The following is a 12253-nucleotide window of genomic DNA, read 5'->3' on the forward strand; positions in this document are numbered from 1 at the left end:
TTTTTTAGCCGTAATCAGGAGTTGGACGATGGTGACACTGGAAGATGTCGCGGCGCTGGCGGGCGTTTCGCGCGCCACCGTATCGCGGGTAGTGAACGGCGACAGCAACGTCAAGGCGCCGACCCGCGAGAAGGTTGAACGCGCCGTCGCCCAGCTCGGTTACACCCCCAACCCGGCAGCCCGCGCGCTCGCCTCCAGCCACAGCAATACCCTCGGGCTGGTGACCACGTCGTATCGTGGCGGCTTCTTCGGCGCGCTGATGGATTTCGTGCAGACCGAGGCCGAATCCCACGGCAAGCAGCTGCTGGTGACCCAGGGCCGCAACAGCGCCGAAAACGAATGGCAGGCGGTGCAACGGCTGTTCAGCCTGCGCTGCGACGGCGTGATCCTGCACGTGCGTTTTCTCAGCGACGATCGGCTGCGCCAGCTGGCGGCGGAACAACGTGATTTCGTGTTGCTCGACCGTCTGGTGCCGGGGCTGGAAGATCGCTGCGTCACCTTCGATCACCCGCTCGCCAGCCGCATGGCGACGCAGCAGTTGCTCGACGCCGGGCACCGGCGCATCGCCTGCATCAGCGGCCCGCGCGAGCGCCCGTCGAGCCGCCTGCGGCTGCAGGGGTTTGAAGAGGCGATGCAGGCGGCGAATATCGAGCCGGTGGCCTGTCTGGAGGGCGTCTACGATCTGGAAAGCGGTTACCGCTGCGCCGATCACCTGCTGCAGCAAACCGCACGGCCCAGCGCCATCTACTGCTGCAACGAAGAAATGGCGATCGGCGCGCTGCTGGCGATCAACGAGCACCGCCTACGGGTACCGCAGGATATCTCCTTGATCTGTTACGACAGCGGCGAACGCGCACCTTTCGTGCGCCCGGCGTTGAGCAGCGTACATTTTCCCATCAGCGAAATGGCCCAATACGCGGCGCGCAGGCTGATCGACCCCGCCACCCCGGCGCACCGGTTTGAGCCGACGATCATCAGCCGTGATTCCATTGTGACGGCACGCAAATAGATCACAATAATGCGTATCATCCCTTCATGGGTTGCATCAAAAAATCGACAGCCATCACAAAAAATCCCGTTGTCTGTGCTAGGATCCGCCCCCTGGTGGCCTGATCGGGACTTTTTTCTGCGTTTGCCAGGAAAAGCCAGCGGCCTTATGCCAGCGTTAAAACCTCTAACAGACATATTCAGGCCTATACAATGAATGACAGTAACCGCATACGGCTTACCTGGATCAGCTTCTTTTCGTACGCGCTGACCGGTGCTTTAGTGATCGTCACAGGGATGGTGATGGGAAACATTGCAGAGTACTTTAATCTGCCGGTTTCCAGCATGAGTAACACCTTTACTTTCCTCAACGCCGGTATTTTGATTTCGATCTTCCTTAATGCCTGGCTGATGGAAATCATCCCGCTGAAGCGTCAGTTGATCTTCGGCTTTGTCCTGATGGTGCTGGCGGTCGCAGGGCTAATGCTCGGCAAGAGCCTGACCATGTTCTCGCTGTGCATGTTTATCCTCGGCGTGGTGAGCGGCATCACCATGTCGATCGGCACCTTCCTGATCACCCACATGTATGCCGGCCGCCAGCGCGGTTCGCGCCTGTTGTTCACCGATTCCTTCTTCAGCATGGCCGGGATGATCTTCCCGATCGTCGCCGCGATGCTGCTGGCCCGCCATATCGGCTGGTACTGGGTTTACGCCTGCATCGGCCTGCTGTACGTGGCGATCTTCGTGCTGACCCTGTGCTCCGAATTCCCGGTGCTGGGCAAGAAAGGCGCCGATGCCGGTCAACCGGTCGAGAAAGAAAAATGGGGCATCGGCGTGCTGTTCCTGTCGATCGCCGCGCTGTGCTACATCCTCGGCCAGCTGGGCTTCATTCAGTGGGTGCCTGAGTACGCGACCAAGTCGTTCAACATGGACATCGGCCAGGCCGGTAAGCTGGTGAGCGACTTCTGGACCTCTTACATGGTCGGCATGTGGGTGTTCAGCTTCATCCTGCGCTTCTTCGATCTGCAGCGCATCGTCACCGTACTGGCCGCGCTGGCTACCGGCGCGATGTACCTGTTCGTCAGCACCGACAATCCGGAACACCTGGGCTACTACATCATGGCCCTGGGCTTCGTTTCCAGCGCCATCTACACCACGCTGATCACCCTCGGCTCGCTGCAGACCAAGGTCTCCTCGCCGAAGCTGGTCAACTTTATCCTGACCTGCGGCACCATCGGCACCATGCTGACCTTCGTGGTCACCGGCCCGATCGTGGCGAAAGGCGGCGCGCACGCGGCGCTGACTACCGCCAACGGCCTGTACCTGGCGGTGTTCGTGATGTGTCTGCTGCTGGGCTTCGTGACCAAGCACCGCAGCCACGGTCACGTGACGCACTAACGTCTTCGCATCAAATACATCAAGGGCGCCCGCAAGGCGCCCTTTTTTATGTACATTTTTCACACTTAATTATACATTGTTTATACGTGAACAATGGAGAGGGATTGCTCATGAAAGTCTTTATCAAAAAATGGGGCAACAGCGCGGGAATGCTAGTGCCCTCAGCGCTAATGAACGAGCTGGAACTACAGGTAGGTCAGGAAATGGACATGCAGGTCATCGATGGAGCGTTGGTCATTAAACCGGTTAAGAAACGCTATTCACTGCAGCAATTGCTCGATGGCTGCGACGGTGAAGCGCCGGCCGCCGCAGACGACAACTGGGAACACATGCCGCCGGCGGGGAAAGAAGTATGGTGAAGCGCCCCGTTTTTCAGCGCGGAGATCTTATCCGGGTCAGCCTGAATCCCGTGGTTGGCCGTGAGCAGCAAGGCGACTTTCGTCCGGCACTGGTGCTCTCTCCCCGCGAGTTTAATGCGTTGGGCATGGTGCTGGTCGCCCCTATTTCGCAAGGGGCTAATTTTGCCCGTACAGCGGGTTTCACCGTCAGCCTGAGCGGGAGCGGCACCGCAACGCAGGGCGTCATCTTGATCAACCAGGTTCGCATGATGGATCTGGCCGGGCGCAGCGCGCAATTCATTGAACGTGCCCCTGGCGAAGTCATCACCGACGCGCTGGCGCGGCTTCAGGCAATCATCGACTAGCGCCGAAAATCCACCGTCTCATCCTGCTGCAAATGCAGCGTGGTTTCCGCCGGCCGCGTTTCGGCGATCACCGCGCCCTGGCGAATCGAATAACGCACCGGCGTCTGGCGGCGCACCGCGTCGAAACCGCTTTCCGCCGGCAGGATCACCAGGTTGGCGCTGTTGCCGGCCGCCAGGCCGTAGTCGCTCAGGTTAAGGGTGCGCGCGCTGTGGTGGGTGATCAGCTTCAGTCCGTCGTCGATTTGGCCATAGCCCATCAGCTGGCACACGTGCAGCCCCATGTGCAGCACCTGCAGCATGTTGGCGGTGCCGAGCGGATACCAGGGATCGAACACGTCGTCATGGCCGAAGCAGACGTTGATCTCCGCCTCCAACATCTCCTTCACTCGGGTCACGCCGCGCCGTTTCGGGTAACTGTCGAAACGGCCCTGCAGGTGAATGTTCACCAGCGGATTGGCGACGAAGTTGATGCCGGACATTTTCAGCAGGCGGAACAGCCGCGAGGCGTAAGCACCGTTGTAAGAGTGCATCGCCGTGGTGTGGCTGGCGGTGACTTTCGCTCCCATCTCCAGCTTCAGCGCCAGCGCCGCCACGGTTTCGACGAAACGCGATTGTTCGTCGTCTATCTCGTCGCAGTGCACGTCCACCAGCCGATCGTATTTTTGCGCCAGCGCGAACGCCTTATGCAGCGACTCCACGCCGTATTCGCGGGTGAATTCGAAGTGCGGAATGGCGCCCACCACGTCGGCCCCCAGCCGCAGCGCCTCTTCAAGCAGCGCTTCGCCGTTGGGATAGGAAAGGATCCCCTCCTGCGGAAAGGCGACGATCTGCAGCGTCACCCAGGGCGCCACCTCCTGCTTCACCTCCAGCATGGCGCGCAGCGCGGTCAGCGTAGGATCGGAAACGTCGACGTGAGTGCGCACATACTGCACGCCGTTGGCGATCTGCCACTTGAGCGTTTGCCAGGCGCGCTGTTTGACATCTTCATGGGTCAACAGCGCTTTGCGTTCGGCCCAGCGCTCAATGCCCTCGAACAGCGTGCCGGACTGGTTCCAGGCCGGCTGACCGGCGGTTTGCGTGGTATCCAGGTGGATATGCGGTTCGACGAACGCCGGCAGCGCCAGCCCGCCCTGCGCATCCAACACGTCGCTGCGCCACTCCTGTCCTTCCGGCTGCGGCACCAGATGCGCGATGCGCCCCTGCTCGATCGCCAGTTGCCACAATCCTTCATGCCCGCTTAAACGCAGGTTGTCGATAAACTTCAATGGACGTTTCGCCACCCTTCACCTCTGCCGTTGCGCTGGTTTTCTTCATCATACTGGCAGCGGATCGCACTGACAAAGTCGCCGTGTCGTGCCTACCCCCTGCGTTTACTCCCTGCGGGGTAATTTACATGCAAACTGACTCGCTTCAGCTAAAGATGAATAAAATCCGCAACTTATCAAAAAACGTGAAAAATCATTCATATACCACATTGGAGGTATATGGAAGTGTGATTGATTTGCATCAATAAATTGCTCATCGGGAGGGATAAGGTAACCCTAGGAAACCAGAATTTTGAGGCAATAATGAGCAGAGTCAAACTTGCCGTCGTCGGCAATGGCATGGTCGGCCACCGGTTCATCGAAGATCTGTTGGATAAAGCAGACAAAGACCAATTCGAGATCACCGTATTTTGCGAAGAGCCGCGCATAGCTTACGATCGCGTGCACCTCTCTTCCTACTTCTCTCACCACACCGCCGAAGAGCTGTCGCTGGTGCGCGAAGGCTTTTACGAAAAACACGGCGTGAAGGTGCTGATCGGCGAACGCGCTATCACCATCAATCGCGACGAGAAGGTCATCCACTCCAACACCGGCCGCACCGTCTATTACGACAAGCTGATCATGGCCACCGGCTCCTATCCGTGGATCCCGCCGATTAAAGGCTCGGATAGCCAGGACTGCTTCGTTTACCGCACCATCGAAGACCTGTACGCCATCGAAGCCTGTGCGCGCCGCAGCAAACGCGGCGCGGTAGTCGGTGGCGGGCTGTTGGGGCTGGAAGCCGCCGGCGCGCTGAAAAGCCTGGGGGTGGAAACGCATGTGATCGAGTTCGCTCCGGTGCTGATGGCCGAACAGCTCGACCCGATGGGCGGTGACCAGCTGCGCCGCAAGATCGAGCGCATGGGCGTCAAGGTGCACACCGGCAAAAATACCCAGGAGATCGTCAACGGCGGCGGCACGGCGCGCAAAACCCTGCATTTCGCCGACGGCAGCCTGCTGGAAGTGGATTTCATCGTGTTCTCCACCGGCATCCGCGCCCAGGACAAGCTGGCGCGCCAGTGCGGGCTGGAGATCGGCCGCCGCGGCGGCATCGCCATCAACGACAGCTGCCAGACGTCGGATCCGGACGTGTACGCCATCGGTGAGTGCGCCGCCTGGCGCGATCGCACCTTCGGCCTGGTGGCGCCGGGATACAAAATGGCGCAGGTGGCCGCCGATCACCTGCTGGGCCGCGAAAATGGCTTCCAGGGCGCCGACATGAGCGCCAAACTGAAACTGCTGGGCGTGGACGTCGGCGGCATCGGCGATGCCCACGGCCGCACCGAAGGCGCCCGCAGCTACGTTTATCTGGATGAAAGCAAAGAAGTCTACAAACGCATCGTGGTCAGCGCCGACAACAAAACCCTGCTCGGCGCGGTGCTGGTGGGCGACACCAGCGACTACGGCAACCTGCTGCAGCTGGCGCTGAACGGCATCGCGTTGCCGGAGAACCCGGACGGCCTGATCCTGCCGGCTCATGCGGGCAGCAAACCGGCCATCGGCGTGGATTCGCTGCCGGAAAGCGCGCAGATCTGCTCCTGCTTCGACGTCAGCAAAGGCGACATCATCCAAGCGGTCAACAAAGGCTGTCACACCGTGGCGGCGCTGAAGGCCGAAACCAAGGCCGGCACCGGTTGCGGCGGCTGTATCCCGCTGCTTACCCAGGTGTTGAACGCCGAGCTGAGCAAGCAAGGCATCGAGGTCAACCATCACCTGTGCGAACACTTCGCCTATTCGCGCCAGGAGCTGTTCCACCTGATCCGCGTCGAAGGCATCAAGTCGTTCGAGGCGCTGTTGGCCAAATACGGCAAAGGCTACGGCTGCGAAGTCTGTAAGCCGACCGTCGGCTCGCTGCTGGCCTCGTGCTGGAACGAGTACATCCTCAAGCCGCAGCATACGCCGCTGCAGGATACCAACGACAACTTCCTCGGCAATATCCAGAAAGACGGCACTTACTCGGTGATCCCGCGCTCCGCCGGCGGCGAAATCACCCCGGACGGCCTGCTGGCCATCGGCCAGATCGCCAAGGAGTACAACCTGTACACCAAAATGACCGGTTCGCAACGCATCGGCATGTTCGGCGCGCAAAAAGACGACCTGCCGGCCATCTGGCGCAAGCTGCTCGCCGCCGGCTTTGAAACCGGCCACGCGTATGCCAAGGCGCTGCGCATGGCGAAAACCTGTGTCGGCAGCACCTGGTGCCGGTATGGCGTCGGCGACAGCGTCGGTTTCGGCGTCACGCTGGAACATCGCTACAAAGGCATCCGCACCCCGCACAAAATGAAGTTCGGCGTCTCGGGCTGCACCCGTGAATGCGCCGAAGCGCAGGGCAAGGACGTCGGCATCATCGCCACCGAGAACGGCTGGAACCTGTATGTCTGCGGCAACGGCGGCATGAAACCGCGCCACGCCGACCTGCTGGCCGCCGACCTCGATCGCGAAACCCTGGTGCGTTACCTCGACCGCTTCATGATGTTCTATATCCGCACCGCCGATAAGCTGCAGCGCACCTCGGTGTGGCTGGAAAGCCTGGAAGGCGGCATCGATTACCTGCGCAAGGTGATCGTCGACGACAAGCTCGGCATCAACGCGCAGTTGGAAGCCGAGATCGCCCGCCTGCGCGACGCGGTGGTCTGCGAGTGGAAAGAGACCGTCGAGCACCCGGAAACGCAGCTGCGCTTCGCCCACTTCATCAACAGCCCGCTGCGCGATCCGAACGTGCAGGTGGTGGCCGAACGCGACCAGCACCGCCCGGCCCGCCCTGACGAGCGCATTCCCGTCACCCTGATCGATACCGAGGAGAGCCACGCATGAGCCAGTGGATTACCGTTTGTCCCGTCGCCGACATTCTGCCCGGCACCGGCGTGTGCGCCCTGATCGGCGATCGGCAGGTGGCGGTGTTCCGCCCCTATGCCGACGAACAGGTGTTCGCCATCAGCAATATCGACCCGTTCGCCCAGGCCAGCGTGCTGTCGCGTGGCCTCATCGCCGAACATCAGGGCGAACTGTGGGTCGCCAGCCCGCTGAAGAAACAGCATTTCCGCCTGTACGACGGCCACTGTCTGGAAGATGACAACCGTTCCGTTGCCAGCTTCACCAGCCGGGTGGTCGACGGCATCGTGCAAGTCGCGGCATAACCTTTCGGGAGGCAACATGTTTACCGATACGATCAACAAATGCGCCGTCAACGCGGCGCGCATCGTCCGCCTGGCGAAGGAGAGCCCGCTCGGCTTCTGGATTAGCTCGGCGATGGCGGGCGCCTACGTCGGCCTCGGCATCATCCTGATCTTCACCCTCGGCAACCTGGTCGACCCAAGCGTGCGGCCGCTGGTGATGGGCGCCACCTTCGGCATCGCGCTGACGCTGGTGATCATCGCCGGTTCCGAGCTGTTCACCGGCCATACGATGTTCCTGACGCTCGGCGTCAAGGCCGGCACCATCCGCCAAAGCCAGATGTGGGCGGTGCTGCCGCAAACCTGGCTCGGCAACCTGCTCGGCTCGGTGCTGGTGGCGCTGATGTATTACTACGGCGGCGGCAGCCTGCTGCCGGTGGATACCAGTCTGGTGCACAGCGCCGCGCTGGCGAAAACCACCGCGCCGGCCGAGGTGCTGTTCTTCAAGGGCGTATTGTGCAACTGGCTGGTTTGTCTGGCGATTTGGATGGCGATCCGCGTTGAAGGCGCCGCCAAGTTCATCGCCATTTGGTGGTGCCTGCTGGCCTTTATCGCCTCGGGTTACGAACACTCCGTCGCCAACATGACGCTGTTCGCCCTCTCCTGGTTCGGCAACCACAGCGAGGCCTACACCCTCGCCGGCATTGGCCACAACCTGCTGTGGGTGACGCTGGGCAACATCCTGTCCGGCTCGGTGCTGATGGGCCTGGGGTATTGGTATGCCACGCCGCGCGCCGAACGCCCGCTGGCGGCGAAAGCCGCCGCACGTCAGACCGCCTGAGTTTTCGGGGGCGCATTTCGCCCCCCACCCTGATGACCCCGAGGAGTGCCGATGGACTACCTGCCGATTTTCTGCCAACTGCAACATAAAGCCTGTCTGCTGGTCGGCGGCGGCGAGATCGCCGAACGCAAGGCGCGCCTGCTGCTGGACGCCGGCGCGGCGCTGACCGTCAACGCCCTGGACTTCACCCCGCAGTTCCGCCTGTGGGCGGAAGAAGGCCGGTTGACCCTGGCAGCAGGCGAATTCAGCCCAGCCCTGCTGGCGGAAAAATGGCTGGTGATCGCCGCCACTGACCGGCTGGAGGTCAACGCGCGGGTATACCAGTGCGCCAACCAGCAACGGGTGTTCTGCAACGTGGTCGACGATCCGAAACGCGCCAGCTTTATCATGCCGTCGATTATCGATCGTTCGCCGATCATGGTGGCGGTGTCCTCCGGCGGCAAAGCGCCGGTGCTGGCGCGGCTGCTGCGCGAGAAGCTGGAAGCGATGCTGCCGCAGCACCTCGGCAAGCTGGCTCAACTGGGCGGCTCGCTGCGGCAGCGGGTAAAACAACGCTTCAGCGGCCTCGGCGCACGCCGTCGCTTCTGGGAAAGGTTGTTCGCCCACGATCGGCTGGCGCAATCGCTGGCCAACGGCGACGCCGCGCTGGCCGAACGCCAGCTCGAGCAGTTGTTCAGCGAACAACGGGAAGATCGCGGTGAAGTGGTGCTGGTGGGCGCCGGGCCAGGCGATGCCGGTTTGCTGACGCTGAAAGGGCTGCAACAGATCCAGCAGGCCGACGTGGTGGTTTACGACCGGCTGGTCTCCGAAGAGATCATGACGCTGGTGCGCCGCGACGCCGAGCGCATCTTCGTCGGCAAACGCGCCGGGCACCACTGCGTGCCGCAGGAACAGATCAACCAAATCCTGCTGCAGCAGGCGCTGCAAGGCAAACGCGTGGTACGCCTGAAGGGCGGCGATCCCTTTATCTTCGGCCGCGGCGGCGAAGAGCTGGAGACGCTGGCGGACGCCAACGTGCCGTTCTCGGTGGTGCCTGGCATTACCGCCGCCTCCGGCTGTTCCGCCTACAGCGGCATCCCGCTCACCCACCGCGACCATGCGCAGAGCGTCCGCCTGGTGACCGGCCACGCCAAGGCCGACGGTGGATTGGACTGGGCGACGCTGGCCGCCGGGCAACAGACGCTGGTGTTCTATATGGGGCTGTCGCAAGCGACGGAAATCCAGCGCAGGCTGATCGCGAACGGACTGCCGGCCGCCACGCCGGTGGCGCTGGTGGAAAACGGCACTTCTTGCCGCCAGCGGGTGATCGAAGGCGAACTCCACCAACTGGGCGCCTTGTCCCTGCAGGCCGCCAGCCCCAGCCTGATCATCGTCGGCAGCGTGGTCAGCCTGCGCAGCAAGCTCAATTGGTTCGCCAGCGAGGAATCGCCCGCCAGCCTGGCGCAAATGGCGTGATACCGACGTAAAAAAAGCGGCCTAAGGCCGCTTTTTTATTTGCGCCGGCGTTACGCCTGCGGCGGTACGAAACCGACGGCCTGATAGACCTTCGCCAGGGTTTCCTGCGCGCGCGCGCGCGCCTTGGCGGCGCCGTCGCGCATCACCTGCTGCAGATAGGCTTCGTCGTTGCGGAAGCGGTGGTAGCGCTCCTGCAGCTCAGCCAGCATGCCGGAGACGGCTTCCGCCACCGCGCCTTTCAGGTGGCCGTACATCTGGCCTTCGAACTCGGCTTCCAACTGCGCGATGCTCTTGCCGGTCACGCCGGCGAGGATATCCAGCAGGTTGGAGACGCCCGCCTTGTTGACCACGTCGTAACGCACGACAGGCGGCTCTTCCGAGTCGGTCATTGCGCGTTTGATCTTCTTGGTCACCGCTTTCGGATCTTCCAGCAGGCCGATCACGTTGTTGCGGTTGTCGTCCGACTTGGACATCTTCTTGGTCGGCTCCTGCAGCGACATCACGCGCGCGCCGGATTTAGGAATAAACGGCTCCGGCACTTTGAACACGTCGCCGTACAGCGCGTTGAAACGCTGGCCCACGTCGCGGCTCAGCTCCAGGTGCTGTTTCTGGTCTTCGCCCACCGGCACCTGGTTGGTTTGATACAACAGGATATCCGCCGCCATCAGCACCGGATAGCTGAACAGCCCGGCGTTGATGTTCTCGGCGTAGCGTGCGGATTTGTCCTTGAACTGCGTCATGCGGCTCAGTTCGCCGAAATAGGTGTAACAGTTCAGCACCCAACTCAACTGCGTATGCTCAGGCACGTGCGACTGCACGAAGATGGTGCTTTTTTCCGGATCGATGCCGCAGGCCAGATACAGCGCCAGCGTATCCAGCGTGGCCTTGCGCAGCTTCTCGGCGTCCTGGCGCACGGTGATGGCATGCAGATCGACGATGCAGTAGATGCAGTCGTAGTCGTCCTGCATCTGCACCCACTGACGCAGCGCACCCATGTAGTTGCCGATGGTCAGTTCGCCGGACGGCTGCGCGCCGCTAAATACGATGGGCTTACTCATGTTTAAATTTCCTGATTCTCTAAAGATGACAGCCCAAGAGCGGGCAACAAATCGGCGAAGCGCTCCAACACCCGATCGGGGTGGCTCAGGGCGATCGATTCACCGTAGTTATAACCGTAGGTAAAGCCGACGCTCGGACAACCGGCGCCCTGCGCGGCTTGAATATCGTTGCGTGAATCGCCGACGAACAGCAGCTCATGCGCGCGCAGCCCAAGCTTGCCGAGTACCAGGTACAACGGCGCCGGGTGCGGTTTCTTTTCCGTCACGTCGTCGCCGCCGATCACCAGCGAGAAATAGTCGCCAATGCCCAACGATGCCAGCAGCGGCGCCACGAACGGCGTCGGCTTGTTGGTCACCAGCGCCATCGGGTAACCGTGCGCGGCCAGGCGGGCCAGCGTCTCTTGCACCTGTGGGAACAGACGGCTGCCGCTGTCGACGGTCTGCGCGTAGAAATGGTCGAAGCGTTCACGCAGCCGGCTGCACTGCGCCGGCGTGCCTTCCGCCTCCGCCCAACGCAGCGCGCGCTGCACCAGCACGTCGGCGCCGTTGCCGATCCAGGTGCCGACCCGTGCCTCACCCGCTTGCGGCAGGCCCGTCTCTTCCAGCGCCATATCGATGGCGGCCGCCAGACCCGGCGCGCTGTCGACCAGCGTGCCGTCCAGATCGAAGGCCAATGCGCGGATCGCGCCGAAATCAGCCATGGGTAACCTTCGCCAGCTCGCTGCGCATTTCGTCAATCACCTTGCGGTAGTCCGGCTGGCCAAAGATGGCGGAACCGGCGACGAACATATCGGCGCCTGCGGCGGCGATTTCGGCGATGTTATCCACCTTCACCCCGCCGTCGACCTCCAGGCGGATATCGCGACCGCTGTCGTCGATCAGTTTGCGCACCTGGCGCAGCTTGTCCAGGGTGCCGTGGATGAACGACTGGCCGCCGAAGCCCGGGTTGACCGACATCAGCAGGATCACGTCAATTTTATCCATCACGTAATCGAGGTAGCTCAGCGGCGTCGCCGGGTTAAACACCAGACCGGCCTTACAACCGTGCTCTTTGATCAGCTGAATGGTGCGATCGACATGTTCGGAAGCTTCGGGGTGGAAAGAGATATAAGACGCGCCGGCCTTGGCGAAATCTGGCACGATGCGATCTACCGGCTTGACCATCAGATGCACGTCAATCGGCGCGGTAATGCCGTAGTTGCGCAGCGCTTCGCACACCATTGGACCGATGGTCAGATTGGGCACATAGTGGTTGTCCATGACGTCGAAGTGCACCACGTCGCCGCCTGCGGCCAGCACGTTAGCGGTATCTTCACCTAACCGGGCAAAATCTGCCGACAGAATGGACGGGGCAATCAAAAACTTTTTCATCCGCTTCTCCAAACGTAGGGTCG

General features: G+C 61.7%; 12 protein-coding genes. 8 read left to right on the forward strand and 4 right to left on the reverse strand.

The window, feature by feature from the left end; all coding sequences use genetic code 11:
• The first annotated feature begins 28 nt into the window (after positions 1-28).
• The 4 genes from ACJ8PL_RS23680 (at position 29) to ACJ8PL_RS23695 (ending at position 3088) form a co-directional block, all read left to right on the forward strand.
• Complete coding sequence (locus ACJ8PL_RS23680) at positions 29-1009, forward strand: LacI family DNA-binding transcriptional regulator (RefSeq protein ID WP_016930354.1); 981 nt, start codon at positions 29-31, stop codon at positions 1007-1009.
• Positions 1010-1200: 191 nt separating this feature from the next.
• Positions 1201-2385 (forward strand): MFS transporter TsgA, encoded by a 1185-nt coding sequence (tsgA, locus tag ACJ8PL_RS23685; protein ID WP_004930336.1) that lies wholly within the window; start codon positions 1201-1203, stop codon positions 2383-2385.
• A 110-nt stretch (positions 2386-2495) separates the two neighbouring features.
• Positions 2496-2744 carry an AbrB/MazE/SpoVT family DNA-binding domain-containing protein gene (locus tag ACJ8PL_RS23690; protein WP_049300713.1) on the forward strand — a complete coding sequence of 83 codons (249 nt, stop codon included), beginning with the start codon at positions 2496-2498 and terminating at the stop codon, positions 2742-2744.
• Positions 2738-3088 (forward strand): type II toxin-antitoxin system ChpB family toxin, encoded by a 351-nt coding sequence (locus ACJ8PL_RS23695; protein WP_016930358.1) that lies wholly within the window; start codon positions 2738-2740, stop codon positions 3086-3088. Before ACJ8PL_RS23690 ends, ACJ8PL_RS23695 begins: the two co-directional genes overlap by 7 nt.
• Here the strand turns inward: ACJ8PL_RS23695 and ACJ8PL_RS23700 are convergent.
• A complete protein-coding gene (locus ACJ8PL_RS23700; protein ID WP_207188402.1) occupies positions 3085-4353 on the reverse strand; it encodes a cytosine deaminase in 1269 nt (422 codons plus the stop codon). The genes ACJ8PL_RS23695 and ACJ8PL_RS23700 overlap by 4 nt on opposite strands.
• Positions 4354-4656: 303 nt before the next feature.
• Between ACJ8PL_RS23700 and nirB the strand changes: the two genes are divergently transcribed.
• Genes nirB through cysG form a run of 4 tightly spaced genes read left to right on the forward strand, consistent with a single transcriptional unit; the run spans position 4657 to position 9801 of the window.
• Entirely contained in the window at positions 4657-7206 is a 2550-nt protein-coding gene (gene nirB, locus ACJ8PL_RS23705; protein WP_442531421.1) for a nitrite reductase large subunit NirB, read from the forward strand.
• Complete coding sequence (gene nirD, locus ACJ8PL_RS23710; protein WP_016930361.1) at positions 7203-7529, forward strand: nitrite reductase small subunit NirD; 327 nt, start codon at positions 7203-7205, stop codon at positions 7527-7529. The genes nirB and nirD overlap by 4 nt, the downstream gene beginning before the upstream one ends.
• Positions 7530-7545: 16 nt before the next feature.
• On the forward strand, positions 7546-8346 hold the full coding sequence (gene nirC, locus ACJ8PL_RS23715) for a nitrite transporter NirC (protein ID WP_016930362.1): 801 nt from the start codon (positions 7546-7548) through the stop codon (positions 8344-8346).
• Positions 8347-8397: 51 nt separating this feature from the next.
• Positions 8398-9801, forward strand: coding sequence for a siroheme synthase CysG (cysG, locus tag ACJ8PL_RS23720; protein WP_049300719.1), 1404 nt, complete (start codon positions 8398-8400; stop codon positions 9799-9801).
• A gap of 50 nt (positions 9802-9851) precedes the next feature.
• On the opposite strand, the gene trpS is transcribed toward cysG, so the two are convergent.
• The 3 genes from trpS to rpe are packed head-to-tail and all read right to left on the reverse strand — an operon-like array spanning position 9852 to position 12230.
• Positions 9852-10859: a tryptophan--tRNA ligase gene (gene trpS / locus ACJ8PL_RS23725; protein WP_004930324.1), complete on the reverse strand. Its 1008-nt coding sequence runs from the start codon at positions 10857-10859 to the stop codon at positions 9852-9854.
• A gap of 2 nt (positions 10860-10861) precedes the next feature.
• Positions 10862-11560 carry a phosphoglycolate phosphatase gene (locus ACJ8PL_RS23730; protein ID WP_033639220.1) on the reverse strand — a complete coding sequence of 233 codons (699 nt, stop codon included), beginning with the start codon at positions 11558-11560 and terminating at the stop codon, positions 10862-10864.
• Positions 11553-12230 carry a ribulose-phosphate 3-epimerase gene (gene rpe / locus ACJ8PL_RS23735; protein WP_004930320.1) on the reverse strand — a complete coding sequence of 226 codons (678 nt, stop codon included), beginning with the start codon at positions 12228-12230 and terminating at the stop codon, positions 11553-11555. The genes ACJ8PL_RS23730 and rpe overlap by 8 nt, the downstream gene beginning before the upstream one ends.
• Positions 12231-12253 lie beyond the last annotated feature (23 nt).

It is taken from the genome of Serratia sp. CY83965, from assembly GCF_052166375.1.
In the GTDB taxonomy this organism is placed as follows: domain Bacteria; phylum Pseudomonadota; class Gammaproteobacteria; order Enterobacterales; family Enterobacteriaceae; genus Serratia; species Serratia marcescens.

Excerpts from the sequence above, each read along its gene's own strand:
- ACJ8PL_RS23680 (WP_016930354.1), top strand. The coding sequence starts at position 29 with ATGGTGACACTGGAAGATGTCGCGGCGCTGGCGGGCGTTTCGCGCGCC.
- tsgA (WP_004930336.1), top strand. The coding sequence starts at position 1,201 with ATGAATGACAGTAACCGCATACGGCTTACCTGGATCAGCTTCTTTTCG.
- ACJ8PL_RS23690 (WP_049300713.1), top strand. The coding sequence starts at position 2,496 with ATGAAAGTCTTTATCAAAAAATGGGGCAACAGCGCGGGAATGCTAGTG.
- ACJ8PL_RS23695 (WP_016930358.1), top strand. The coding sequence starts at position 2,738 with ATGGTGAAGCGCCCCGTTTTTCAGCGCGGAGATCTTATCCGGGTCAGC.
- nirB (WP_442531421.1), top strand. The coding sequence starts at position 4,657 with ATGAGCAGAGTCAAACTTGCCGTCGTCGGCAATGGCATGGTCGGCCAC.
- nirD (WP_016930361.1), top strand. The coding sequence starts at position 7,203 with ATGAGCCAGTGGATTACCGTTTGTCCCGTCGCCGACATTCTGCCCGGC.
- nirC (WP_016930362.1), top strand. The coding sequence starts at position 7,546 with ATGTTTACCGATACGATCAACAAATGCGCCGTCAACGCGGCGCGCATC.
- cysG (WP_049300719.1), top strand. The coding sequence starts at position 8,398 with ATGGACTACCTGCCGATTTTCTGCCAACTGCAACATAAAGCCTGTCTG.
- trpS (WP_004930324.1), bottom strand. The coding sequence starts at position 10,859 with ATGAGTAAGCCCATCGTATTTAGCGGCGCGCAGCCGTCCGGCGAACTG.
- ACJ8PL_RS23730 (WP_033639220.1), bottom strand. The coding sequence starts at position 11,560 with ATGGCTGATTTCGGCGCGATCCGCGCATTGGCCTTCGATCTGGACGGC.
- rpe (WP_004930320.1), bottom strand. The coding sequence starts at position 12,230 with ATGAAAAAGTTTTTGATTGCCCCGTCCATTCTGTCGGCAGATTTTGCC.